General features: G+C 55.2%; 21 protein-coding genes. 11 read left to right on the top strand and 10 right to left on the bottom strand.

Going from position 1 to position 22,065, the window contains the following annotated elements; translation table 11 throughout:
- Positions 1-22: 22 nt before the first annotated feature.
- The 3 genes from soxX to OCA8868_RS00520 all read right to left on the bottom strand — a co-directional run bounded on the left by soxX (position 23) and on the right by OCA8868_RS00520 (position 1,913).
- Positions 23-493 carry a sulfur oxidation c-type cytochrome SoxX gene (gene soxX / locus OCA8868_RS00530; protein WP_093994616.1) on the bottom strand — a complete coding sequence of 157 codons (471 nt, stop codon included), beginning with the start codon at positions 491-493 and terminating at the stop codon, positions 23-25.
- A gap of 106 nt (positions 494-599) precedes the next feature.
- A complete protein-coding gene (locus tag OCA8868_RS00525) occupies positions 600-1,163 on the bottom strand; it encodes a thioredoxin family protein (protein ID WP_093994615.1) in 564 nt (187 codons plus the stop codon).
- 12 nt (positions 1,164-1,175) lie between these two features.
- On the bottom strand, positions 1,176-1,913 hold the full coding sequence (locus OCA8868_RS00520; RefSeq protein WP_093994614.1) for a cytochrome c biogenesis CcdA family protein: 738 nt from the start codon (positions 1,911-1,913) through the stop codon (positions 1,176-1,178).
- 58 nt (positions 1,914-1,971) lie between these two features.
- On the opposite strand from OCA8868_RS00520, the gene OCA8868_RS00515 reads away from it, so the two are divergent.
- The 9 genes from OCA8868_RS00515 (at position 1,972) to OCA8868_RS00475 (ending at position 11,001) form a co-directional block, all read left to right on the top strand.
- Complete coding sequence (locus tag OCA8868_RS00515) at positions 1,972-2,358, top strand: thioredoxin fold domain-containing protein (RefSeq protein WP_370737980.1); 387 nt, start codon at positions 1,972-1,974, stop codon at positions 2,356-2,358.
- 113 nt (positions 2,359-2,471) lie between these two features.
- Positions 2,472-2,807 (top strand): ArsR/SmtB family transcription factor, encoded by a 336-nt coding sequence (locus OCA8868_RS00510; RefSeq protein ID WP_093994612.1) that lies wholly within the window; start codon positions 2,472-2,474, stop codon positions 2,805-2,807.
- 54 nt (positions 2,808-2,861) lie between these two features.
- Positions 2,862-3,917 carry a YeeE/YedE family protein gene (locus OCA8868_RS00505; RefSeq protein ID WP_093994611.1) on the top strand — a complete coding sequence of 352 codons (1,056 nt, stop codon included), beginning with the start codon at positions 2,862-2,864 and terminating at the stop codon, positions 3,915-3,917.
- A 68-nt stretch (positions 3,918-3,985) separates the two neighbouring features.
- Complete coding sequence (locus OCA8868_RS00500) at positions 3,986-4,585, top strand: TetR/AcrR family transcriptional regulator (RefSeq protein ID WP_093994610.1); 600 nt, start codon at positions 3,986-3,988, stop codon at positions 4,583-4,585.
- 4 nt (positions 4,586-4,589) lie between these two features.
- Positions 4,590-5,753 (top strand): acyl-CoA dehydrogenase family protein, encoded by a 1,164-nt coding sequence (locus tag OCA8868_RS00495; RefSeq protein ID WP_093994609.1) that lies wholly within the window; start codon positions 4,590-4,592, stop codon positions 5,751-5,753.
- Positions 5,753-7,360, top strand: a complete 1,608-nt coding sequence (locus tag OCA8868_RS00490) for a carboxyl transferase domain-containing protein (protein ID WP_093994608.1) — start codon at positions 5,753-5,755, stop codon at positions 7,358-7,360. Before OCA8868_RS00495 ends, OCA8868_RS00490 begins: the two co-directional genes overlap by 1 nt.
- 8 nt (positions 7,361-7,368) lie before the next feature.
- The gene (locus OCA8868_RS00485) at positions 7,369-9,354 is read left to right on the top strand and encodes an acetyl/propionyl/methylcrotonyl-CoA carboxylase subunit alpha (RefSeq protein WP_093995452.1); all 1,986 of its coding nucleotides are present in this window, start codon (positions 7,369-7,371) and stop codon (positions 9,352-9,354) included.
- Positions 9,347-10,204 carry a hydroxymethylglutaryl-CoA lyase gene (locus OCA8868_RS00480; RefSeq protein WP_093994607.1) on the top strand — a complete coding sequence of 286 codons (858 nt, stop codon included), beginning with the start codon at positions 9,347-9,349 and terminating at the stop codon, positions 10,202-10,204. Before OCA8868_RS00485 ends, OCA8868_RS00480 begins: the two co-directional genes overlap by 8 nt.
- Positions 10,201-11,001 (top strand): crotonase/enoyl-CoA hydratase family protein, encoded by an 801-nt coding sequence (locus OCA8868_RS00475; protein ID WP_093994606.1) that lies wholly within the window; start codon positions 10,201-10,203, stop codon positions 10,999-11,001. Before OCA8868_RS00480 ends, OCA8868_RS00475 begins: the two co-directional genes overlap by 4 nt.
- On the opposite strand, the gene OCA8868_RS00470 is transcribed toward OCA8868_RS00475, so the two are convergent.
- The 7 genes from OCA8868_RS00470 to OCA8868_RS00440 all read right to left on the bottom strand — a co-directional run bounded on the left by OCA8868_RS00470 (position 10,998) and on the right by OCA8868_RS00440 (position 19,300).
- A complete protein-coding gene (locus OCA8868_RS00470) occupies positions 10,998-12,119 on the bottom strand; it encodes a phenylacetate--CoA ligase family protein (protein ID WP_179214739.1) in 1,122 nt (373 codons plus the stop codon). The two genes, OCA8868_RS00475 and OCA8868_RS00470, sit on opposite strands and share 4 nt — an antisense overlap.
- Positions 12,120-12,133: 14 nt before the next feature.
- Entirely contained in the window at positions 12,134-12,961 is an 828-nt protein-coding gene (locus OCA8868_RS00465) for an ABC transporter ATP-binding protein (protein ID WP_093994604.1), read from the bottom strand.
- Positions 12,962-13,024: 63 nt separating this feature from the next.
- The gene (locus OCA8868_RS00460; protein ID WP_093994603.1) at positions 13,025-14,311 is read right to left on the bottom strand and encodes an ABC transporter substrate-binding protein; all 1,287 of its coding nucleotides are present in this window, start codon (positions 14,309-14,311) and stop codon (positions 13,025-13,027) included.
- A 63-nt stretch (positions 14,312-14,374) separates the two neighbouring features.
- Complete coding sequence (locus tag OCA8868_RS00455; RefSeq protein WP_093994602.1) at positions 14,375-15,451, bottom strand: branched-chain amino acid ABC transporter permease; 1,077 nt, start codon at positions 15,449-15,451, stop codon at positions 14,375-14,377.
- A gap of 41 nt (positions 15,452-15,492) precedes the next feature.
- Positions 15,493-16,488: a branched-chain amino acid ABC transporter permease gene (locus OCA8868_RS00450; RefSeq protein ID WP_093994601.1), complete on the bottom strand. Its 996-nt coding sequence runs from the start codon at positions 16,486-16,488 to the stop codon at positions 15,493-15,495.
- A gap of 29 nt (positions 16,489-16,517) precedes the next feature.
- Positions 16,518-17,339, bottom strand: coding sequence for an ABC transporter ATP-binding protein (locus tag OCA8868_RS00445; protein ID WP_093994600.1), 822 nt, complete (start codon positions 17,337-17,339; stop codon positions 16,518-16,520).
- Positions 17,336-19,300, bottom strand: a complete 1,965-nt coding sequence (locus OCA8868_RS00440; protein WP_093994599.1) for an AMP-binding protein — start codon at positions 19,298-19,300, stop codon at positions 17,336-17,338. The genes OCA8868_RS00445 and OCA8868_RS00440 overlap by 4 nt, the downstream gene beginning before the upstream one ends.
- Before the next feature lie 147 nt (positions 19,301-19,447).
- On the opposite strand from OCA8868_RS00440, the gene OCA8868_RS00435 reads away from it, so the two are divergent.
- Together OCA8868_RS00435 and OCA8868_RS00430 are read left to right on the top strand one after the other, a co-directional pair.
- Positions 19,448-21,364 (top strand): hybrid sensor histidine kinase/response regulator, encoded by a 1,917-nt coding sequence (locus OCA8868_RS00435; RefSeq protein WP_179214738.1) that lies wholly within the window; start codon positions 19,448-19,450, stop codon positions 21,362-21,364.
- Positions 21,361-22,065 carry a response regulator transcription factor gene (locus OCA8868_RS00430; protein WP_093994597.1) on the top strand — a complete coding sequence of 235 codons (705 nt, stop codon included), beginning with the start codon at positions 21,361-21,363 and terminating at the stop codon, positions 22,063-22,065. The genes OCA8868_RS00435 and OCA8868_RS00430 overlap by 4 nt, the downstream gene beginning before the upstream one ends.

Raw genomic sequence — 22,065 nt, 5'->3', positions numbered from 1 at the left:
TTATTTTATCGAAAGCTGACGATTACTCGGTCAGCGTCATTAGGTATGCGACCACATCTTCAATTTCTTGAGCGGTCAGAATTGGCTCAATCTCGCCTTCTGCGGCACGGCCTGTGTAGGCGTTGCCTGGACGAATAAAGCCTTCGGTCTTGTAAAATGACGGCATGATCGATTCAGGGAACGTCATCTTCGCGCTTGCGACGATGCCCCGAAGGTCAGCTTCTTCCCAACGTTCGCCGACGAAATCCAATGACGGGCCAACTTCCCCGTGGAATGGATATTCCTCGAGCGCGGTCACTTGGTGGCAAGCAATGCAATTGCCTTTGCCACGTGCGACCATGATCTCAAGACCCGCCGCCGGATCGCCAGCCACACCGGACAAAGATGTCTCGATCTGACCATACTCACCGAAGGTGATATCGTTTGGTGCTGTTTCTGCGAACGCGATGGTTCCCAAGCCTGTTACAGCGGCTGCTAGTATCGTTCTTTTCATGGGCCCCTCCCAGAGTCCGTCCTCTTGATGTATACCGTAGCGCACCGGATCAGATTCTCGCAACTACAAAATCAACTATTTGAATGTGATTATGTAACTTTGAGTTTTATTCAACGATTCCGCGCTCTTGTAGGATGCGTGCGTGATAACGTTGAAAGTTTTCCCCCCCTTCGTAGCGGTCTTCGCTAATCCAGTTCAGCAAATTCAATGTCGTCCACTTCCCAAACGCGCCCGGCATGGACACAATCGCTGCGTCATCCGCAGCGACGTCGTTCGCAACTTCTGGTGGAAAGAACATGATCATCGGTGTGAAGTTCGCGTTCCATCGCTGCGCGATATCTTTCTCTGACATCGTCTCTCCGTCGAAGTCAGTGACATCAACGTCGCCAAACATGTTCAGCTGCACGACATAGAAGTCATCCATCAACGCGGCCGTAATTTCTGGATCCGGAAACACCTCCTCGTACATCTTGGTGCAATAGATGCAGCCACGCTGTTCAATAATGACCATCAAGGTCTTGCCCTGCGCTTCGGCTTCTTCCAAATCCTCACGTAAATCTTTGAACGTCTCTTCGATCCAAGGGGCTTCGTGCAACCCGTCGTCACCAATTTCAGCGGCGAATACAGGTGTCGCGAGTAAAGCGAGTGCTGCAAGTGTTGTTCGAAACATGAGAATTCTCCTTTAACCAATAGTCGTGAAAGACGGGAACGTGCGGATCATCCAATCCGCGATGTAGTTGATCGAATTTGTCGCGATGAGAACCGCAAACAGGATCAGCATTGCGCCCATGACTTTTTCGACAGCGCCAAGGTATTTGCGGTTGCGCTGCGCCCAGCCAAGGAACGGACGCGCAAAGAATGCCGCGGCGATGAACGGGGACGTCATGGACAGCCCGTAAACCGCAAGTAGCGCCCCACCCTCCCAGATGTTACCAAACCCGCTGGCCAACATCAGGATCGACGCCAAAGCTGGCCCAACGCAAGGCGTCCAGCCAAACCCGAACGCGAGGCCCATCAGGTACGCGCCAACAATGTTGGACGGCTTGGCGCTGCTTTCGATTTTCGCTTCGCGGTACAAAAGCGGGATTCGCATGATCCCGAGGAAATGCAGCCCGAACAGCAATAGAATTGCCGCCGCGACCCAGCGCAGCTCGTCCTTCCATTGCCCAAACACACCGCCCACGGCTGTCGCCCCTATGCCCAGCAGAATGAAAATCGTGGTCACGCCGCAGGCAAATGCGGTCGCTGAAAAGATCAAACGGCGCTGTGTGCCCGGCGGAAAATCATCCTCGCCTTGCAGCTCGTTCATGGACACCCCTGCCATGTAGCTCAGGTAAAACGGGACCATTGGAAGGATGCAGGGCGTGAAGAAAGACAGCAGGCCTGCAATCATTGCTCCAAAGAATGTGATCTCTTGCATGTAAGGCTTTCTTGAAACAGTGCACTAATCATATTACAATAATTGAATGTTTAATCATTTGACCAGAGTTTTCGCTGCAACCGCATTTTTTGCCCTGCCGAGTTTGGCACCGGCGGAAACGACCCTATTGATGGCCGAAGAACCGGGCTGCGTTTACTGCGCACAATGGAATGCGCAGATCGGCCCTATTTATGAAAAGACCGGCGAAGGCGCCGCTGCGCCCCTGCGCCGGATGGATATTACCGAACCTCAACCTGATGACATAACGCTCGCTCGGGCGATCAATTTCACACCGACGTTTGTATTGCTCGTTGATGGCGAAGAAGTATCGCGCCTAGAGGGCTACCCAGGGGAAGACTTCTTCTGGGGGCTTGTTGGCATGATACTTGAGCAGAATGACATCCCCTTTGATGTAAAAACCGAATCCAGCGGCGATGGCACTTAAAGCACGCTGTAATTATTAATTTTTGCGAGTCTCGCATTGTTAACGCGAACTCTGTAAAAGACCCGAAACTGGCGAAATCGCCCTCACCGCGCGTTTAAGAGCAGATTAGAAATATGTCCTTACCCGTCCTTGATGACAGCCTGAGCGAAGCTGAGATCGACAATATGGTCGAAAGCGCTGCGCTTGCGACGAATTTCTTGAAAGCCATCGGTCATGAGGGCCGCCTTCTTATTCTGTGCCACCTCGCAACCGGTGAAAAATCTGTTCATGAACTCGAACGCCTACTGTCCGCACGCCAAGCTGCGGTGTCCCAACAACTGGGCCGTTTGCGCCTCGAAGGGCTGGTTAAACCACGTCGCGAAGGCAAAGCGATTTACTACAGCTTGACGGATGACCGCTGTAAGCGGATCATATCTGTAGTTTACGATCTATTCTGCAACAAAGACTGATCGACGCGCAGGGAGGTAAGACGCGACGGCCATGTCATTTAGGGAGGACGCACCATGCTGGATGCTTGGGGTGATGGGACTGTTGCGGCGCTCGGCGGTGCCTTTGGGGGCATTCTTCTAGGGCTGGCGGCACGATTGGGTCGGTTTTGTACGCTCGGCGCAATAGAAGACTATGCTTTCGGACGCAGTGACGTGCGCCTGCGCATGTGGGTCCTTGCGATCGGGACTGCAGTTTTCGGCACTTTCGCGTGCCTTGCGTTCGGGTTGGTTACGCCAACGTCCTCCTTTTATCTGAACCAAAACGTTGCCCCTATCGCTACGATCCTTGGAAGCCTTGTGTTCGGGTACGGAATGGCAATGGCGGGAAATTGCGGCTTTGGCGCGCTTGCCCGGCTTGGCGGTGGCGACCTGCGGTCTTTCGTTATCGTCGTTGTCATGGGCATGGCGGCCTATGCTACCATTTCAGGGCCGGTTGCTTGGCTTCGCGTGGCGGCATTCCCACCTCCTGCCCCTGCCCTTGAACCCCAAGGTATCGCGCATTTCACCAATGGCTTCACGGGCCTGCCCGTTTGGGTCGTTGGCACCGCAATTGGCCTCGGCCTAATCGCGCTTGCCCTTTCAAGTGCGAGTATGCGGTCCGACAAACGGGCAATGTTCTGGTCTGCGGTTGTTGGCATGGCGGTCATCAGTGCGTGGGTTTCCACAAGCTGGATTGCTGCGAATGGTTTTGATGGCACGCCTGTTGTGTCCCACACTTTCTCCGCCCCTATTGGTGAAACGATGCTTTACGGGATGACCGCGTCTGGTCAGACACTTAGCTTTGGGATTGGATCGGTTGCCGGGGTTTGGCTCGGCGCATTTATCGGCAGCTTAATCAAAGGCCATTTCCGCTGGGAAGCCTGCGAAGACCCACGCGAATTGCGTCGTCAGATCTTTGGGGCGGCCATGATGGGCGCAGGTGCAGCGGTGGCGTTGGGCTGTAGCATCGGCCAAGGCCTCTCTGCGTTCTCGCTTCTGGCGTTCTCAGCCCCCCTCGCCTTTGCGTCCATGTTCATTGGCGCACGCATCGGCCTTAGGCACCTTATCGAAGGGTTTGTTCCCGCCGAATAACAGAGCTCTACCGCCTCCTCTGACAACACAAACATTGACATGAATGAACGTTCATTTATGTTCGCGCCATGAAAACTGGCCACAACACCAAGAACCTTATCCGCGACGCTGCGCGCAGCCTGTTCGCTGAACATGGCTACAACGGTGTTTCCATGCGCGAAATCGCCCAAGGCGTCGGCAAACAGCCCGGTGGCATCTACAACCATTTCCCGAACAAGCAGGCGATCCTTGTCGATCTGATGCAAGAGAATCTAAGCCGCGCCCATGATGCGGTCATTGCACCGATAAACAATGACCTCGCCCCCTCCGCGCGTCTGGAACAGTTCGTACGTAGTCACGTGCTCCATAACATCGCCAATCCAGATGATATCTTCATCGCCTATATGGAATTGCGCAGTTTGGAACCCGATGGCGCCACACAAATCCTAAAAGAACGCAACGATTACGAAGCCGCATTGCGGGCGATCTTGCGCGACGGCCAGACTGCTGGCGACTTCAAGATTTCCGACCCTGCCATTCACGCGCGGTCGATCCTCTCCATGCTGGGAGGCGTAACCGTTTGGTTCCGTCAATCCGGCCCTCAAACCCCTACAGACGTGGTCGAATGCTATGTGCAAGCAGCACTGCAAAGCGTCGGTGCGACCTACTCTGCTCCACCCGAAAGGTAAGATAATGTTTCACGGATCAATGACGTTCGACTTAGGCGAAGATGTGAATGCCCTGCGCGATATGGTGCATCGCTGGGCGCAAGATCGCGTAAAGCCTTTGGCGGCAAAGACGGATCAGGACAACGTTTTCCCAGAAGAGCTTTGGGCGGAAATGGGTGAGCTGGGATTGCTCGGCATTACAGTGCCCGAAGCCCAAGGCGGTTCGGACATGGGTTATTTGGCCCATGTCGTCGCGGTTGAGGAAATCGCCCGCGCATCGGCGTCAATCTCTCTCAGCTATGGGGCGCATTCGAACCTGTGCGTGAACCAGATCAATCGCAACGGAACCGACGCGCAAAAGGCCCAGTACCTGCCAGACCTGATTTCCGGTGCCAGCGTTGGTGCCCTCGCCATGTCCGAAAGTGGCGCCGGTTCTGACGTTGTGGGCATGTCCCTGCGGGCTGAGAAAAAAAACGACCGTTTCATCCTGAACGGCAACAAGTACTGGATCACCAATGGCGGTGAGGCGAACACGCTTGTCGTTTACGCCAAAACTGATCCGGATGCTGGGCCAAAAGGCATCACCGCGTTCCTCATTGAAAAATCAATGCCCGGGTTCAGCCAGTCCAACCATTTCGACAAGCTCGGGATGCGCGGGTCCAACACGGTTGAACTGGTGTTTGAAGACGTCGAAGTGCCCTACGAAAATATTCTTGGAGAAGAGGGCCGCGGCGTTCAGGTTCTGATGTCCGGTCTTGATTACGAACGCGTCGTTTTGTCTGGCATCGGCTCAGGCATCATGGCCGCCTGTCTGGATGAAATCATGCCCTACATGGTTGAACGCAAACAGTTCGGCAAACCCATTGGGTCGTTCCAGCTGATGCAGGGCAAAATCGCTGACATGTATACCAAGCTGAACTCGGCACGTGCCTATACGTATGAAGTCGCCAAAGCCTGTGATCGCGGCGAAGCCACGCGCCAAGATGCCGCCGCTTGCGTGCTTTATGCCTCAGAAGAAGCGATGATCGTGGCGCATCAGGCCGTGCAGGCTATGGGTGGCGCTGGCTTCATGAACGATGCCCCGGTTGCGCGTATTTTCCGCGATGCAAAGCTGATGGAGATCGGTGCAGGCACCAGTGAAATCAGGCGCATGCTGGTCGGGCGCGAATTGATGGCGGCGATGTCATAATGGCCGTACTTCGCTCGCAAATCTCACCTGCATCTGACAGTTTTCAAGCCAATCAAACGGCCCATCTTTCCAGCTTGGCTGAAATCGAAGAGGCCGCAAATCACGCGCTGCAAGGCGGTCCAGAGGCGTCTCGCGAACGGCATGTGGAACGTGGCAAACTGCTGCCACGTGACCGCATCGCAGGGCTGCTCGACCCGGGGTCTTCGTTCCTTGAGGTCGGGTTGTTTGGCGCGCATGGCCTGTACGACAACGCCAGCCCTGCTGCGGGTGCGATTGCGGGCATTGGCCGCGTTGCGGGCCGCGATGTGATGATCTTGTGCAATGATGCGACGGTCAAAGGCGGAACCTATTTCCCGATGACCGTGAAAAAGCACCTGCGCGCGCAAGAGATCGCAGAGCAAAACCACCTGCCCTGCGTTTACCTTGTGGACAGCGGCGGTGCGAACCTGCCCAATCAAGACGAAGTATTCCCTGACCGCGATCATTTTGGGCGCATCTTTTACAATCAGGCACGGATGTCTGGCAAAGGAATTGCCCAGATCGCCGTTGTGATGGGGTCTTGCACAGCGGGCGGTGCTTACGTTCCTGCGATGTCTGACGTCACGATTATCGTAAAGGAACAGGGTACGATTTTCCTAGCTGGGCCCCCCTTGGTGAAGGCCGCGACCGGCGAAGTTGTCTCGACCGAAGAATTGGGTGGCGGCGATGTTCACACACGTTTGTCTGGCGTTGCGGATTACTTGGCAAACGATGACGCCCACGCGCTGGCCTTGGCCCGTGACGCGGTACGCAATTTAAACCAATCGCCTACTGCCTCTATCGAGCTTCAGACACCTGAAGCCCCACTATACGATCCATCTGAATTGTTGGGCGTTGTGCCTGCCAGCCTAAAGACCCCCTATGACATCCGCGAAGTCATCGCCCGTCTTGTTGATGGGTCCCGCTTTGATGAGTTCAAGGCGCGATATGGCACGACACTCGTGTGTGGGTTCGCGCATGTGATGGGTATTCCTGCCGGCATCATCGCCAACAATGGCGTGTTGTTTTCCGAAAGCTCGCTAAAGGGCGCGCATTTCGTTCAGCTCTGCACCAAGCGCAAGATCCCCCTTGTCTTCCTGCAAAACCTCTCGGGATTCATGGTTGGCAAATCCTACGAAAACGGTGGGATCGCAAAGGACGGTGCGAAACTCGTCACCGCCGTTGCCACTGCTGAAGTGCCGAAAATCACGATGCTTGTTGGCGGCTCATTTGGGGCTGGAAACTACGGCATGTGTGGCCGCGCCTATTCACCCCGTTTCCTTTGGACCTGGCCCAATAGCCGGATCAGCGTCATGGGCGGCGAACAGGCTGCGGGCGTTCTCGGCACGGTAAAACGCGCAGCAATCGAGCGCAAAGGCGGCACTTGGTCAGAGGCCGAGGAAGCCGCATTCAAACAGCCAACGATCGATATGTTCGAAGAACAATCCCATCCGCTATATGCCTCTGCACGCCTTTGGGATGACGGAATTATTGATCCACGCAACTCACGCGAAGTGCTTGCCCTGTCATTGCGGGCTGCCTTGAACGCGCCAATAGAGGACACGCACGTCGGCGTGTTCCGGATGTAGTAATGGCCATGTTTCAGAAAATCCTGATCGCCAACCGCGGCGAAATTGCATGTCGCGTTATGGCCACGGCAAAGCGCCTTGGTGTGAAAACCGTCGCCGTTTATTCCGATGCTGATGCAAACGCCAAACACGTCGCGATGGCAGACGAAGCCGTGCGCATTGGCCCAGCCGATGTTGCCCAAAGCTATCTGCAAGCGGATCGAATTATCGCCGCAGCAACGGCCATTGGCGCGGATGCGATCCATCCCGGTTATGGGTTCCTGTCAGAAAACCCCGAGTTTGTTGAGGCCGTCGCAAAAACTGGCCTGACGTTCATCGGCCCCTCGGCCGACTCTATCCGCGCGATGGGCCTAAAAGACGCCGCCAAAGCGTTGATGGTTGAGGCTGGCGTGCCTGTCGTTCCAGGTTACCACGGCGCGGATCAAGACCCTTACATGCTTGCCGCTGAAGCTGAAAAGATCGGCTATCCGGTGCTGATCAAAGCCCGCGCCGGTGGCGGCGGCAAAGGTATGCGGCTGGTCGAAAAACCTGCCGACTTCCCTGAGATGCTTGCCGCTGCACAGCGAGAAGGCCTTGCGAGCTTTGGCGATCCGGTTTGCCTGATTGAGAAATACATCACCCGCCCGCGCCACATCGAGGTTCAGGTGTTTGGCGATACCCAAGGCGACGTCGTGCATCTGTTTGAACGCGATTGTTCCCTGCAACGACGCCATCAAAAGGTGATCGAAGAAGCCCCCGCCCCTGACATGACTGATGCCGTTCGCGCGGCGATGGGTAAAGCTGCCGTTGAAGCGGCTAAGGCCGTCGGGTATTTCAATGCGGGTACCGTAGAATTTATCGTCGATGGGTCCGGCCCTCTGCGCACGGACGGGTTTTGGTTCATGGAAATGAACACCCGCCTGCAAGTTGAACACCCCGTGTCAGAAGCCATCACCGGTTTGGATTTCGTGGAGCTGCAATTGAACGTCGCCGCAGGTCAGCCCCTGCCCTTCACGCAAGATGATCTTGTGCTCAATGGTTGGTCCATGGAAGCACGGGTTTACGCCGAAGACGCCAACCAAGGGTTCCTGCCTGCCACGGGAACGTTGCACCAGTTGAAATTCCCGACCGGTTCCGAATTTGCGCTTGGCGACGTGCGTATTGATAGCGGTGTATCAGGGGGCGATGAAATCAGCCCGTGGTATGACCCGATGATCGCCAAAGTCATCGTTCACGCGCAAACCCGTGAAGCGGCGCGTGGGCTCCTTGAGGCGGCGCTAGAAGCGAGCCAAATTGCGGGCTGTGTCACCAACATTGAATTCTTGGCGGCACTGGCACGTAACGAAGACTTTGCAGCGGGCCGTGTGGATACTGACCTGATCGCGCGCGATCTTGATAGCTTGATCCGTCAGGATGGGCCGTCTGAATTGGCGGTTACACTTGGGGCGATTGCTGCGGGCGGTTTGCTGCCAAACCGCAGCGCCGACCCATGGGATGCGTATCAGGGAATGCGCTTATGGGGGACGGCTGAACATATCGTTGCCTTGGGCGTCGCTGATCATGATCAAACGGTCCGCGTGTCTGTGCATAGCGATGGAAACTACACCGTGAACGGGTTGTCGCTGTCCATCGCCCCAACGCCGGACGGCTGGCGTGTGACCACAGATGGCTACCAACAAAACGCCCAAACTGTAGTCACGCAGAACAGCGTCAGCGTCTTTGCGAACGGCCAATGTGATACGTTCAAAATCAGTGATCCACTTGCCCAAGATGATGTCCAAGCAGGCGGCGGAGACTTCGTAATGGCGCCCATGCCTGGACTGGTCGCGCAGGTTCTCGTCGCGAAGGGAGATACTTTGACTGCCGGGCAAGACCTGATGATCTTGGAAGCCATGAAAATGGAACACCGCCTGTCCGCGCAGCGTGACGGGGTTGTTGCAGAAGTTTTGGTGACAGCAGGTGAACAGGTCAGCGACGGGGTACTTCTACTTCAACTGGAGCCCGAAGATGACTGATAACGTTAAAATTTTCGAAGTTGGCCCTCGTGACGGGTTACAGAACGAGAAAACGCAAATCAGCACGGCCGACAAGATCGCCTTGGTCGACATGTTGTCCGATTCAGGGTTCTCCAAAATAGAAGTCACCAGTTTCGTCAGCCCCAAATGGGTGCCGCAAATGGCGGATGCGGCGCAGGTGATGGCGGGGATCACCCGACGCGACGGTGTGACGTACGCGGTGCTCACGCCAAACCTCAAAGGGTTAGAGGGCGCTCTCGAGGCTGATGCCGATGAAGTGGCGATTTTTGCCTCGGCCTCTGAGGGATTTTCACAGCACAATATCAATTGCTCCATCGCGGAAAGCCTTGAGCGTTTCGCGCCAGTTGTCGCTGCAGCCAAAGCTGCAGGCGTTCCCGTGCGGGGCTATGTGTCCTGCGTCGTGGAATGCCCTTATGACGGGGCCACGCCACCAGAAAGCGTTGCCTATGTAACCAAGGCTTTGGCGGACGCGGGGTGCTATCAGATTAGCCTTGGCGACACGATTGGACGAGCAACGCCGGAGCAAGTCGATGCCATGCTCGATGCGGTGTTGGAGGAGGTTCCTGCGGACAAGCTCGCGGGTCACTTCCACGACACGAGTGGTAAAGCGATCGCAAACATCAGCGCCAGCCTCGCACGCGGATTGCGTTGCTTTGACAGCTCTGTCGCCGGTTTGGGCGGCTGCCCTTATGCCCCAGGTGCGGCCGGAAACGTCGCAACAGAAACCGTCGCAACCTATCTAATGGGGCAAGGTTTTGAGACGGGCCTAGACCTAACCAAACTCGGCGAAGCGGCGCGCTTTGCGGCAACACTCAGGACGGCATCATGACCGAATATCAAACACTTAACGTGAAGATTGACGACCAAGGCGTCGCCTTTGTCGAGATGAACCGCCCTGAAAAGCGCAACGCCCTATCGTCACAGATGATGGATGATCTTACGGACGTGGCCGCGACCCTTGGGACCGATCTGAACATCCGTGCGATCGTTTTATCAGGCAACGGCGACATCTTTTGCGCCGGTGGTGATCTTGATTGGATGAAAGAACAGATCGCAGCAGATCGCGAGACACGCATGGCTGAGGCTGGCAGGCTTGCGGCGATGTTAGGTGCGTTGAACACGATGCCAAAACCACTGATTGGGCGCATTCATGGTGCCGCCCTTGGCGGCGGCATCGGTATGGCCTGTGTCTGCGATGTTGCGATTGCCCAAACAGGTACGAAATTCGGGCTGACGGAAACACGCCTTGGCCTGATCCCCGCAACGATTGGCCCCTATGTGATTGCCCGCATGGGCGAAGGCTTTGCCCGCCGCGTATTTATGTCAGCACGAATTTTCGGCGCTGAGGAAGCGCAAACGCTTGGGATCATTGCAAAACATGTGGATGCTGCAGATATAGACGCGGCAATCGCTGCTGAAGTTGAACCCTATCTGAACGTCGCCCCTGCTGCTGTGGGCGCAGCGAAACGGCTCGCACGTGGCCTTGGCCCTGTGATTGACCAAGCGGCGATTGACTATTCGATTGAACAGCTCGCCAACACTTGGGAAGGCGAAGAAGCCGCCCACGGATTGGATGCGTTTTTAACCAAGTCAGCGCCACGTTGGGCGAAGCCTAAATCGACCTAAGGAACTTCGCGCAGATCGGAGACCAAAATGCCGTCGCGTGGAAGACTCCCGACTTCGACAGTCGTGATCTTGCTGCGCAGTTTAAGGATATCTTGCACGATGGCGGAGTAGTCCTGAGACCCCTCGCCGCTGCATTCAAGCATCACTTCGATCTGTTCAGACATGCCGCTGCCAGTCACTTCAACGCGCGCGCGGGAAACGTCAGCACAATCGGCCACAAGTTTCGACACCTGTTCGGGGCGGATAAACATGCCCTTAACCTTAGTCGCCTGATCCGCACGGCCACGCCAGCCAACAATACGGGCACGTGTTTCGCCTGACGGATCTTCGTCCGTGGCAAAGGCGCTCAGATCCCCGACCGAGAACCGGATCATCGGGTGATCAGGGTTCAGGACCGTCACGACGACTTCGCCGATTTCACCATGTGGCACAGGCGTGCCCGTCCCCGGAGAAACGATTTCGACAATTACGTCTTCATCAATCACCATGCCGTTGGTGCAGGCCGCGGTTTCATAGGCAATCAACCCGACATCGGCGGTGCCATAGCATTGACGACAAAGGATACCGCGATCTTCATATGCTTGGCGCATTGCAGGGAACAAAGGCCCAGCACTGACAAAAGCGAACTTAATCAATGGCAACGGCGTGTTCGATTCAGCAGCGCGGTCCAGAATTATCTGTAAGAAATCTGGCGTGCCGACATAGGCTGTCACGCCGGTCGCGGCGGCTACTTCAACCTGTTGGCGGGAACTACCGGGGCCTGTCGGCACAACCACAGCGCCGTTGGCGCGCGCGGCGGCCTCAAACATCGCGCCAGCGGGCGTGAAGTGATAGGCGAAGGTGTTCAGAACCACATCGGTTTCCGACAGGCCGACTTCTTTAGCAAAGCGTCCAAACCGCCAGAAATCTTCGGTCGCAAGCCCCGGTTCGTAGATTGGACCCGGTGACTGGAAAATATGGCTTAAACGGTTCGGTCGATGCCCACCGAATGGCGGATTGTCCCGTTGGGCTTCCAGCAGTTCGTCTTTGCGGGTCACTGGCAGATTAGCCAACCCCTCTAGGCTGTCCAACTGCTGGTCCGCCCCTAACACGGCATTCAGGCGGTCTAACTTTGACATCTTAGACCTACCCATTACGACAACCACCTCTTGCGGCGGCGGTAGGAGCGAACATCACGGTATGACTTGCGCCCCTCATCGGACAGGCCAAGATAAAATTCGCGCACATCAGGGTTCTCGCGAAGCTCTTTCGCGGTACCTTCCATAACGACGCGCCCAGATTCCAAGATGAACCCAGTGTGCGCAAAGCGCAGCGCGACGTTTGTGTTTTGCTCGGCCAACAGGAAGGACACGCCTTCATGTTCGTTCACCGATTTCACGATCTGGAAAATTTGTTCGACCAATTGCGGGGCCAGTCCCATGGACGGCTCATCCAGCAAAATAGTTTCGGGGTTTGACATCAACGCTCGCCCAATCGCGCACATTTGCTGTTCACCACCAGATGTGTAGCCCGCCTGACTTGTACGGCGTTCTTTCAGACGCGGGAAATAATGGTAAACTTTTTCGAGGTCCGCGCTGATCGCCCCTGCACCGTCGTTTCGGGTATAGGCACCAGTCAGCAGGTTTTCCTCAACGGTGAGGTGTTCAAAACAGTGACGGCCTTCCATCACCTGAACAACACCCTTTTTCACGAGCGCTTCGGGGCTCATGTCTTGAACAGGTTCGCCGCGGTATTCAACGCTGCCTTTGGTGACTTCGCCGCGCTCAGAATGCAGCAGGTTCGACACGGCTTTAAGCGTGGTGGTCTTTCCTGCGCCATTACCGCCCAACAAGGCCGTAATCCCGCCCTTTTGAACGGTCAGGCTGACGCCCTTCAAAACAAGGATGACGTGATTGTAGATCACCTCGATGTTGTTCACCTCGAGTAGTGTTTCGGCTTTGGGTTCAGAGGTGTCCAGCATGGCGATCTTCCAATTTTGGTTGCGTGTGGCGGGCGGCGCTAGGGCCGCCCGCAACGTTCAGGCTTAGAGGCAGCCTGGTGTGATGTTGTTTTCAGCAGCAAACGCTGTGGAATCTTCGGCAATAAGTCCGTCGATCAGCGCGTCCTGTGGCGAGATGTAGTCGGTCAGGGCAACCCACTCGGCATCAGCCGCGTTCCACTGCTGAACAATGCCAAGACCGGAACCACCGTGGTTTTCACAAGACACAGAGAACTCAGGTCCGATTTGGGCCATGCCGAGCTCTTCCATGCGGGCGTTGGTGATTTCCAATGCTTCCATACCGTCACGCACCATCGCTGGTGTTACGTCAGCAACGCCGTGGATTTCTTGCGCCTTGGCAATCGCTTCTGCTGCCAACATCGCAGCGTACATGCCGCGTGTGTAAAGAACAGAACCAATGTTGGAACCATCACCGGCAGCGTTGCCAGCCTCGTGGACCATGCTATCGATTTGGCCGAAGACAGGAAGGCTGGTATCGATCCGGTTCATGTTGAGAGACAGGTAACCGTCTGATGCAGCACCAGCCGGAGTGACATCGTGCTCAGCACCAGCCCACCAGTTGCCGATGAAGTTTTCCATTGGGAAGCCCACGTTTGCGGCTTCTTGAATGGCAACCTGGTTCATCACGCCCCAGCCCCACATCAGAACGTAGTCAGGACGTTCACGACGGATTTGCAGCCACTGGGACTTCTGTTCCTGACCAGGGTGGTCAACAGCAATCTGTGTAAAGGTAAACCCGTGCTCTTCAGCCAATTCCTCAAGCGTGCGGATCGGCTCCTTGCCGTAGGCGGAATTGTGGAACAGCAACGCGATGTTCTTGCCTTCCAGCGAGCCATCGTTTTGTTCCAACAAATAGTTCACCATCACAGATGCGGCGTCCCAGTAGTTCGCAGGGTAGTTGAAGACCCAAGGGAACACTTCGCCAGCCGCCGCGGACGTACGTCCGTAGCCCATTGTGTGAAGCGGGATTTCGTCAGCCGTCGTTTTTGGGATCAGCTGATATGTGATACCTGTGGACAGCGGTTGATAGATCAATGCGCCTTCGCCCTTGGTGGACTCGTAGCATTCAACGCCTCGCTCGGTGTTGTATCCTGTTTCGCACTCAACGACGCGTACGGTCTCCCCACCGATGCCGCCGTCACGTGCGTTCAAAAGATTGAAGTAATCCTGATACCCATCCGAGAACGGCGTGCCGCCCGCAGCATATGGTCCAGTCCGGTAGCTCAGATCCGGGATCACAAGATCAGCTGCTGCCGAACCCGCGACGAGCGCACTGGTCAAAGCCAGAGTTGTTAAGGTCTTCATTTTCATCGGTTTATCCTCCCATGGTTTCCGACGGATTTGGTTACCCAGTCACGACTGGGGTCGTAAGTATCAGTGCGGGAAAGGCCAAAGCCGTAGCTTTTCCTTAGCCACCCGCCAAAGCTGTGCAAGGCCGTGTGGTTCTTTCACCAGAAAGAACATGATCAACAGGCCCACGACCACGAGCTGTAGATGTGCCACCAAGTCAGTAGGCCATCCCAGCAGGTCCACGCCGATCAATTTCAAGAAAACAGGCAATGTCACCAAGAATGCAGCACCAGCAAAAGCGCCAAAGATCGACCCCAGACCGCCAATAATGATCATGAACAAAACGAGGAACGATTTGTTGATGCCGAAGGCTTCACCGACTTCGACCGCCCCCAAATAGACTGCAAAGAACAACGCGCCTGAGATGCCGACAAAGAACGACGATACAGCGAAGGCCGTTAGTTTGGCTTTAAGTGGGTTCACGCCGATGATTTCAGCGGCAATATCCATATCACGAATGGCCATCCACTGCCGGCCCAATGCGCCACGCGTCAAGTTACGGGCGATTAACGCGCAGAACGTGACGAAGACCAGACAGACCAAATAACTCGCCCAGGCAGGTGTATTCGGCCCAGTTACCGCCACGCCAAACACAAAGCGCTCTGGTGCACTGATTTGACCCGAAGCCGAGTAGTTATAAAACCACGCCACTTTGTTAAACAGCCAAACCAGAAAGAACTGCGCAGCCAGTGTCGCCACCGCAAGGTAGAACCCTTTGATACGCAAGCTTGGCAGGCCAAACAGCGTGCCGACGATAGCCGTAATGCCGCCAGCCAACAGGACATGGATCAGGATGTTCACATCCGGAAACGCGGTCATCAGCTTGTAGCAGGCATAGGCGCCCACGGCCATGAAACCACCAGTACCAAGGCTGACCTGCCCCGTGTAACCGGTCAGAATGTTAAGCCCGATCGCCGCAATCGAATAGATCAAGAATGGCAGTAACAACGCGTTCACAACGTAGTCGTTCACCAGAAACGGCAGCACCAAAAAGGCGACGGCCAGTACGAACCAATACCGATAGCGGTCAAAGGCAATGGGGAACGTTTGGCTGTCCGCCTCGTAGGACGTTTTGTAATCACCAGCTTCGCGATACAGCATCTTAAAGGCTCCCGTTTGAGGTTAATACGGCGTGGATAGGGTCAGACGCGTTCAATGATCTTCTCCCCGAATAGGCCTTGCGGGCGGAACACGAGGAACAGCAGGGCAAGAACGTAGGCGAACCAGTTTTCAGTCGCGCCGCCCACCATTGGGCCGACCAAGAATTCGAACAGTTTTTCACCGACACCGATGATCAACCCGCCAACAATTGCGCCGGGGATGGATGTAAATCCGCCAAGCATCAAAACCGGCAGCGCCTTAAGCGCGATGAGCGATAGGGAAAACTGCACACCGGATTTCGCGCCCCACATGACGCCCGCGACCAACGCCACGAACCCAGCAAGGGACCAAACGAGGATCCAGATGAAGTTAAGGGAGATCCCCACGCTCAACGCGGCTTGGTGGTCATCCGCAACAGCCCGCATCGCGCGACCGTGCTTGGTATATTGGCTAAATGCGATCAGTCCAGCGACCAGAACGATGGCAACCAATGTCGCCACAAGGTCGAGTTTATCAATGAAGAACCCGTAGAAATCATCGCCACCAAGACCCGCAGTTGCATCTTCGATCCAGCGTGCGCCACCTTGCGGCAGGCCAAGCGCGAGGGTCTTAATGTTTGACCCCCACATCAGATCGCCAACACCTTCAAGGAAATAGGCCAGACCAATGGTGGCCATGAACAGAATGATCGGCTCTTGCCCGACAAGATGGCGAAATAGGAACCGTTGAACGGCCCAGGCAAAGATCACCATCACCCCGACGGTAAGCAAAATCGCCAGCAAAGCAGGAACATGCCAGCCAAAGTGGTGGATTTCTGTTCCAAAGGTCGCGTTGATCAGGTGGGCGAAGGGCACCTGCCCTTCCATAATACCAACAAGGGTCAGCGCCGCGAACAGCGCCATAACACCTTGGGCAAAGTTGAAAATTCCGGACGCCTTAAAGATCAAGACAAACCCCAAGGCCACAAGCGCGTACATAACGCCTGCCATCAGACCGTTCAGGACGACTTCGATACCATAATAAAAATCAGCTGGCATTGGTGCCCCCTGCAATCGAGTTGGATTGGTTATTCATCGTGTGCGACCCCCAAATAGGCGTCGATAACGTCTTGGTTGTTGCGCACCTCATCGGGTGTGCCGTCGCCGATCTTCTTGCCGTAGTCCATCACGACAACGCGGTCAGACAGGTCCATGACAACGCCCATGTCGTGTTCGATCAGCGCGATTGTCGTTCCAAATTCGTCGTTCACATCAAGGATGAAGCGCGACATGTCTTCTTTTTCTTCGACGTTCATGCCCGCCATAGGCTCGTCGAGCAAAAGCAGCTTGGGTTCAGCAGCCAAAGCACGCGCCAGTTCCACGCGCTTCTTCAGACCATAGGGCAAGCGCCCAACAGGGGTTTTCCGAATTGCCTGAATTTCAAGAAAGTCGATAACCCGTTCAACGCGCTCGCGGTTCTCGGTTTCCTCACGCTCTGCTTTGCCCTTCCAGATCGCCTGTGCCAGCATTCCAGATTTGGTGTAGTTCAAGCGCCCCGTCATGATGTTGTCCAAAACGGACATGCCTTCAAACAAGGCAATGTTCTGGAATGTGCGTGCGATGCCTTGGCGCGCAACCTGAAACGGCTTTACTGGCGGACGTTTCTTGCCGTGGAACCAAACTTCGCCCTCTTGAGGGACATAAAAGCCGGAAATCACGTTCAGCATGGATGACTTGCCTGCCCCGTTCGGGCCAATGATGGCGCGAATTTCGCCTTCGCGGATGTCAAAGCTGATGTTCTTGATCGCCTCAACGCCACCAAACCGAAGCGTAATCGCGCGCAAGTCCAGCATCACGTCACCAATCTGACGTCCATCTTCGGTCACATATCCTGTCTGCACTTCGCTCATTCTGCAGCAACCTTCTTAGCAACGGGTGTGGAAAGTTCAGCGTCGCGAATGTCCAGTGTCGCGGCAATCTTGCCTTTGCGACCGTCCTCATACGTCACTTCAGTTTCGGTATAGATTTCAGACATATCGCCATACAGTGCATCCAACAGATCATCGAACTTTTCAGCAATAACGCCACGGCGAACCTTACGTGTACGGGTCATTTCGCCGTCGTCCGCATCCAGTTCTTTGTGCAGCACCAAGAAACGATGCACCTGACAACCAGACAGCATTTCGTCCTGTGCGATGGTGGCGTTCACTTCGGATACATGCTGCGAAATGATATCGAGAACCTGCTGGTTCTGCGACAATTCCTGATAGGATGAATAGGCAATGTTGTTACGTTCAGCCCAGTTGCCAACAGCCGTAAGGTCGATGTTGATAAACGCAGTACAACGATCACGACCCGCCCCGAACACAACCGCCTCAAGGATATCAGGGTAGAATTTCAGTTTGTTTTCAACGTACTTGGGCGCAAACATCGACCCGTCGGACATTTTCCCAACGTCTTTCACGCGGTCAATAATCCGCAAGTGGCCGGATTTCTCTTCGATGAAACCAGCGTCACCTGTCGCGACCCAACCCTCAGCGTCCTTGGTATCGGCTGTGCTTTCGGGGTTGTTGAAGTATTCAACAAAAACACCAGGGGAGCGGTAGAACACCTCACCTGAGTCGGAAATCTTCAACTCAACCTCAGGCGATGCAACACCAACCGTATCCGCACGCACTTCGCCGTTTGGTTGCTGTGTAATAAACACCGTTGCTTCAGTCTGACCGTAAAGCTGTTTCAGGTTGATCCCGAGCGAGCGGTAGAATTGGAACAACTCCGGCCCAATCGCCTCGCCCGCTGTATAACCGACGCGCACGCGACCAAGGCCCAGCGTGTCTTTCAGCGGTGCGAACACGAGGTAGTTGCCCAGCATGTAGGACAAGCGATCCATAAGGGCGACAGGTTCACCGTCCAACAGTTTTGGACCAACACGCTTAGCGACATCCATGAAACGATGGAACATACGGCGCTTAAACTTGCCGGCGTCCTCCATGCGGATCATCACTTGGGTCAATTGACGCTCAAACACCTGTGGCGGAGCGAAGAAATAAGTCGGCCCGATTTCACGCATATCGGCCTGCATGGTGTCCGGGCTCTCAGGACAGTTGACGCAGAAACCCGTCCAAAGTGACTGCCCCATTGAGAAGATGAAGTCCCCCACCCATGCCATCGGCAGATAAGCGAGAATTTCTTCGTTGGCCTTCAGATCATCGAACGCACATGAGTTCTTAGCGGTCTCAATAATGTTGCGGTTAGACAGCACCACGCCCTTGGGCTTGCTGGTTGTGCCAGATGTATAAAGCATGACGCAGGTCGCATCGTATGTTTGCGCATCTTGGCGCGCTTTCAGCTCAGCGTCATTGTTTGCTTTTGCGCCCGCATCTTGAACAGCTGCATAAGACGACAGGTGGCTATGATCATATTTGCGCAGACCTCGGCCATCTAGATAGACCACGTGCTTTAAGTTCGGGAGTTGGTCGCGAACATCGGCGATCTTATCGACCTGTTCTTGATCCCCGACAATGGCAAAACGCGCATTACAGTTTTCAAGCGCGTAAGCGATCTCTTCTGCGGCCGCGTCTTGGTATAGCGGCACCGGAATTCCGCCTGTCTTCTGCACAGCCAACATCGCCCAGTACAGCGCTGGTCGGTTACGACCTGCCACAGCGATCAGGTCGCCAACTTCGACACCAAGGGTCAACAACCCCTTCGCCAAACTATCGACCTCAGCTTCGGCCTCGGACCATGTCCAAGTTTGCCAAATACCAAATTCTTTTTCACGATAGGCAGTCTTACTACCTATAGTTTTCGCATTCCGCGACAACAAATCCGGAAGCGTTTTCACGCCTGACGTGTTCGGTCCTGCCGACATTTTGTTCCTCCCAACCGCGGTCCTCCACCGCAGCACATGCCCACCTTAACGTGGGAATCCTACATTGATATTTCTGAATCCTAACAAATTGTTACCATGCTCCGGATCATGGCTTCGCGCCCCGCAAAAACTGATAGACTCGAACGTATGAACAGACAGAACACACAGCTTGTCGGGATGATCCGATCAGGGTTGAACCTGATCACACAGGCGATTTCCATTCATGATCAAGACCTGAAACTGGTCCATGCCAATCGACCCTTTCAAACGATGTTCCAGATTCCCGATGCTTTGATGCAAATCGGCACAGATTTTCACGATACGCTGCAATACGTCACTAGGCAGGGTGAATACGGGCTGGTGGATGATGTTGATGCTTTCGTTGAGGATAAAATTGCCCTCGCTCGCCAATTCAAGCCGCACTACTTTGAGCGCACGCGGGCCAATGGCACGTCGATCTCGATTGACGGTAGCCCGCTTGAGGAAGGCGGCTGGATCACTGTTTATACAGACATCACCGAAATTAAACGCAAGGATGATCGCATTCGATCCCGCGCCCAAAGCCTTTCGGATGAATTGCTGGAACGCTCAGCGACCTTGGCCGAGACCAACCGCGAATTAACGGCGACGGTGCGTGCGTTGGAAGTTGCAAAACAAGACCTTCAGGCCAGCCGCGAACGGCTTGACCTTATCAACCGCATGACACCTGCCCACATTGCCCATGTCGACGCGGGCGGGTTTTACACCCACTCGAACGGACGACTTCCGCGCATTTTGCCAGACACGGATTTTGATATTATCGGCGAACATATGGGCCATATTCTGGGTGAACAAATTTGGGCCCATGTCGCGCCCCGCCTTGAACGGGTATTGAAGGGCGAAGAAGACGTAACCGAATTTCGCGACGAACACTCTGGCACCTATGTCCGCCTTGCGATGTCACCTGACTTTAGCGCACCGGACGTCGTAGATGGGGCCTACATTCTGTCGACAGACGTGACCGAAGAAGTCACCGCCCGCAACGCCCTAACCTATGCCAGACGACGTGAGTTGGCGACGCAGTTGACCAGCGCAATGGCGCACGATTTTTCCAACCTGTTAACCATCATCATGGGGGAACAGGCCCAGCTGGACAGCATCGAAACGCTGGACCCAAAAGCGCGCGAAATCAGCGACACGATCAAGTCCGCCGCCAAACGGGGTGCCGATCTCGTTGGGCGGTTGAACAGTGTCTCGCCGCAAATGACGCTTGATCAGACGGCTGTGAAATTGTCGGCGTTCTTTCAAATGTTTGAACCCCTCGCCCGCGCCGCATTGCCGGATAGTGTCGCGTTTGATCTGATCAACGACGTGCCCGATGATACGTTGGTGTTTGACGCTGGCTTTGCGCAGGACGCGCTATTGAACCTTGTGATCAACGCTGGTGAAGCATGCGCTGCAACCGGTTCTGTAACGGTGTTTGCTAACAAGACCTCAGGCGGACAGTTTGAATTGCGGGTCGAGGACGACGGCCCCGGATTTCAGGATGATGCGCTAGAAAACGCGATCAACCCGTTCTTTTCCACCAAAGGGCAAAAGGTTGGCCGCGGGCTGGGCCTGACGTCCGCCTATGACTTTGCTAAAACCAGCGGCGGTCGATTGACCTATGGCAACAGGCCAACGGCGGGCGCACATGTAACGTTTCGCATTCCTTACCTTGTCCCATCGCTCCATGAAAATGGTCTGGTTTTGTTGGTTGACGACGATGACGCTGTGCGCGGCACAGTTCGGACCTACTTGCGCAAGCAAGGGCATGATGTCATCGAAGCTGCCTCGGCGGATGAGGCCGCGCAACTGATGGCGGTGGACGGGCTTAGTCTTATTGTGACGGATTTGGATATTGGCGGCACGGGCACCGGCCTTGATGTAGCCGCGGCATCACCGCCTGACGTGCCTTTGTTGGTCATCACAGGGCTTCCTGAAACCGATCCATTGCGCAAAGAAGCCGCAAGCAAACACATGGTGTTGGCCAAACCATTTGACCAAGACGCGTTGAAACGAACGTTAGAAAGCATAACAAAATGACCGACCCTATCCGTGTTTCGGTGCTTGAAGATTCAATCGAGTTGCAGCGGCTGTTGGTCGATGTCTTGTCGGGTGTCGGGTACGACGTGCGCGCCTATGGCCGTGCGCGGGATTTCGAGGAGGACTTCGACAAATTCCAACCCAAGGTCTGCGTTATTGACCTAGGGCTGCCCGACAAGGACGGGTTAGGTTTACTGAACAAAATATCGCTTGAACGGGACACGGCTGTTTTGGTGGTGTCAGGCCGATCCAGCCTGACGGACAAAATCGCGGGTTTGGAATTGGGTGCTGATGACTACCTCGCGAAGCCCTTTGAGATGCCGGAATTGGTCGCGCGGATCAAAGCCTTGTTACGGCGATCAAACACCCCTGCCCCTAAACGGCAAAGCATTCACACTGTTGGCAATGTGACGGTCGATCTGTCCCGCTTCACCTTGGCCGACAGCACCGGCAAAGAGGAACGGTTATCCGCCAGTGAAGTCGCCATTTTGACGGTCTTTTTGGACAACCCCAACCGGTTGGTCACCCGCGATAAGCTGCGTGAAGAACTGCAAGACCGTAGCGATCAGCAATCGTTTGATCGCGCCATTGATGTGCGGGTGTCTAGACTGCGCTCCAAACTCAAGGACTCGCCCAAAACGCCGAAAATCATCAAGACAGTTTACGGTGCGGGCTACATTCTGATTTCAGAGGCAGACTAG

Source organism: Octadecabacter ascidiaceicola (assembly GCF_900185015.1).
Lineage (GTDB): Bacteria > Pseudomonadota > Alphaproteobacteria > Rhodobacterales > Rhodobacteraceae > Octadecabacter > Octadecabacter ascidiaceicola.
Note: the sequence above shows the minus strand (reverse complement) of the source record. Positions and strands in the feature narration are given on the sequence as shown.

Bases quoted from the DNA above. Each gene is read 5' to 3' on its own strand.
- OCA8868_RS00440 (WP_093994599.1), bottom strand. From the start codon at position 19,300: ATGTCGGCAGGACCGAACACGTCAGGCGTGAAAACGCTTCCGGATTTG.
- OCA8868_RS00450 (WP_093994601.1), bottom strand. From the start codon at position 16,488: ATGCCAGCTGATTTTTATTATGGTATCGAAGTCGTCCTGAACGGTCTG.
- OCA8868_RS00505 (WP_093994611.1), top strand. From the start codon at position 2,862: ATGCTGGATGCTTGGGGTGATGGGACTGTTGCGGCGCTCGGCGGTGCC.
- OCA8868_RS00525 (WP_093994615.1), bottom strand. From the start codon at position 1,163: ATGTTTCGAACAACACTTGCAGCACTCGCTTTACTCGCGACACCTGTA.
- OCA8868_RS00495 (WP_093994609.1), top strand. From the start codon at position 4,590: ATGTTTCACGGATCAATGACGTTCGACTTAGGCGAAGATGTGAATGCC.
- OCA8868_RS00465 (WP_093994604.1), bottom strand. From the start codon at position 12,961: ATGCTGGACACCTCTGAACCCAAAGCCGAAACACTACTCGAGGTGAAC.
- OCA8868_RS00470 (WP_179214739.1), bottom strand. From the start codon at position 12,119: ATGTCAAAGTTAGACCGCCTGAATGCCGTGTTAGGGGCGGACCAGCAG.
- OCA8868_RS00435 (WP_179214738.1), top strand. From the start codon at position 19,448: ATGAACAGACAGAACACACAGCTTGTCGGGATGATCCGATCAGGGTTG.
- OCA8868_RS00520 (WP_093994614.1), bottom strand. From the start codon at position 1,913: ATGCAAGAGATCACATTCTTTGGAGCAATGATTGCAGGCCTGCTGTCT.
- OCA8868_RS00460 (WP_093994603.1), bottom strand. From the start codon at position 14,311: ATGAAAATGAAGACCTTAACAACTCTGGCTTTGACCAGTGCGCTCGTC.
- soxX (WP_093994616.1), bottom strand. From the start codon at position 493: ATGAAAAGAACGATACTAGCAGCCGCTGTAACAGGCTTGGGAACCATC.
- OCA8868_RS00510 (WP_093994612.1), top strand. From the start codon at position 2,472: ATGTCCTTACCCGTCCTTGATGACAGCCTGAGCGAAGCTGAGATCGAC.
- OCA8868_RS00480 (WP_093994607.1), top strand. From the start codon at position 9,347: ATGACTGATAACGTTAAAATTTTCGAAGTTGGCCCTCGTGACGGGTTA.
- OCA8868_RS00485 (WP_093995452.1), top strand. From the start codon at position 7,369: ATGTTTCAGAAAATCCTGATCGCCAACCGCGGCGAAATTGCATGTCGC.
- OCA8868_RS00475 (WP_093994606.1), top strand. From the start codon at position 10,201: ATGACCGAATATCAAACACTTAACGTGAAGATTGACGACCAAGGCGTC.
- OCA8868_RS00490 (WP_093994608.1), top strand. From the start codon at position 5,753: ATGGCCGTACTTCGCTCGCAAATCTCACCTGCATCTGACAGTTTTCAA.
- OCA8868_RS00500 (WP_093994610.1), top strand. From the start codon at position 3,986: ATGAAAACTGGCCACAACACCAAGAACCTTATCCGCGACGCTGCGCGC.
- OCA8868_RS00445 (WP_093994600.1), bottom strand. From the start codon at position 17,339: ATGAGCGAAGTGCAGACAGGATATGTGACCGAAGATGGACGTCAGATT.
- OCA8868_RS00455 (WP_093994602.1), bottom strand. From the start codon at position 15,451: ATGCTGTATCGCGAAGCTGGTGATTACAAAACGTCCTACGAGGCGGAC.
- OCA8868_RS00430 (WP_093994597.1), top strand. From the start codon at position 21,361: ATGACCGACCCTATCCGTGTTTCGGTGCTTGAAGATTCAATCGAGTTG.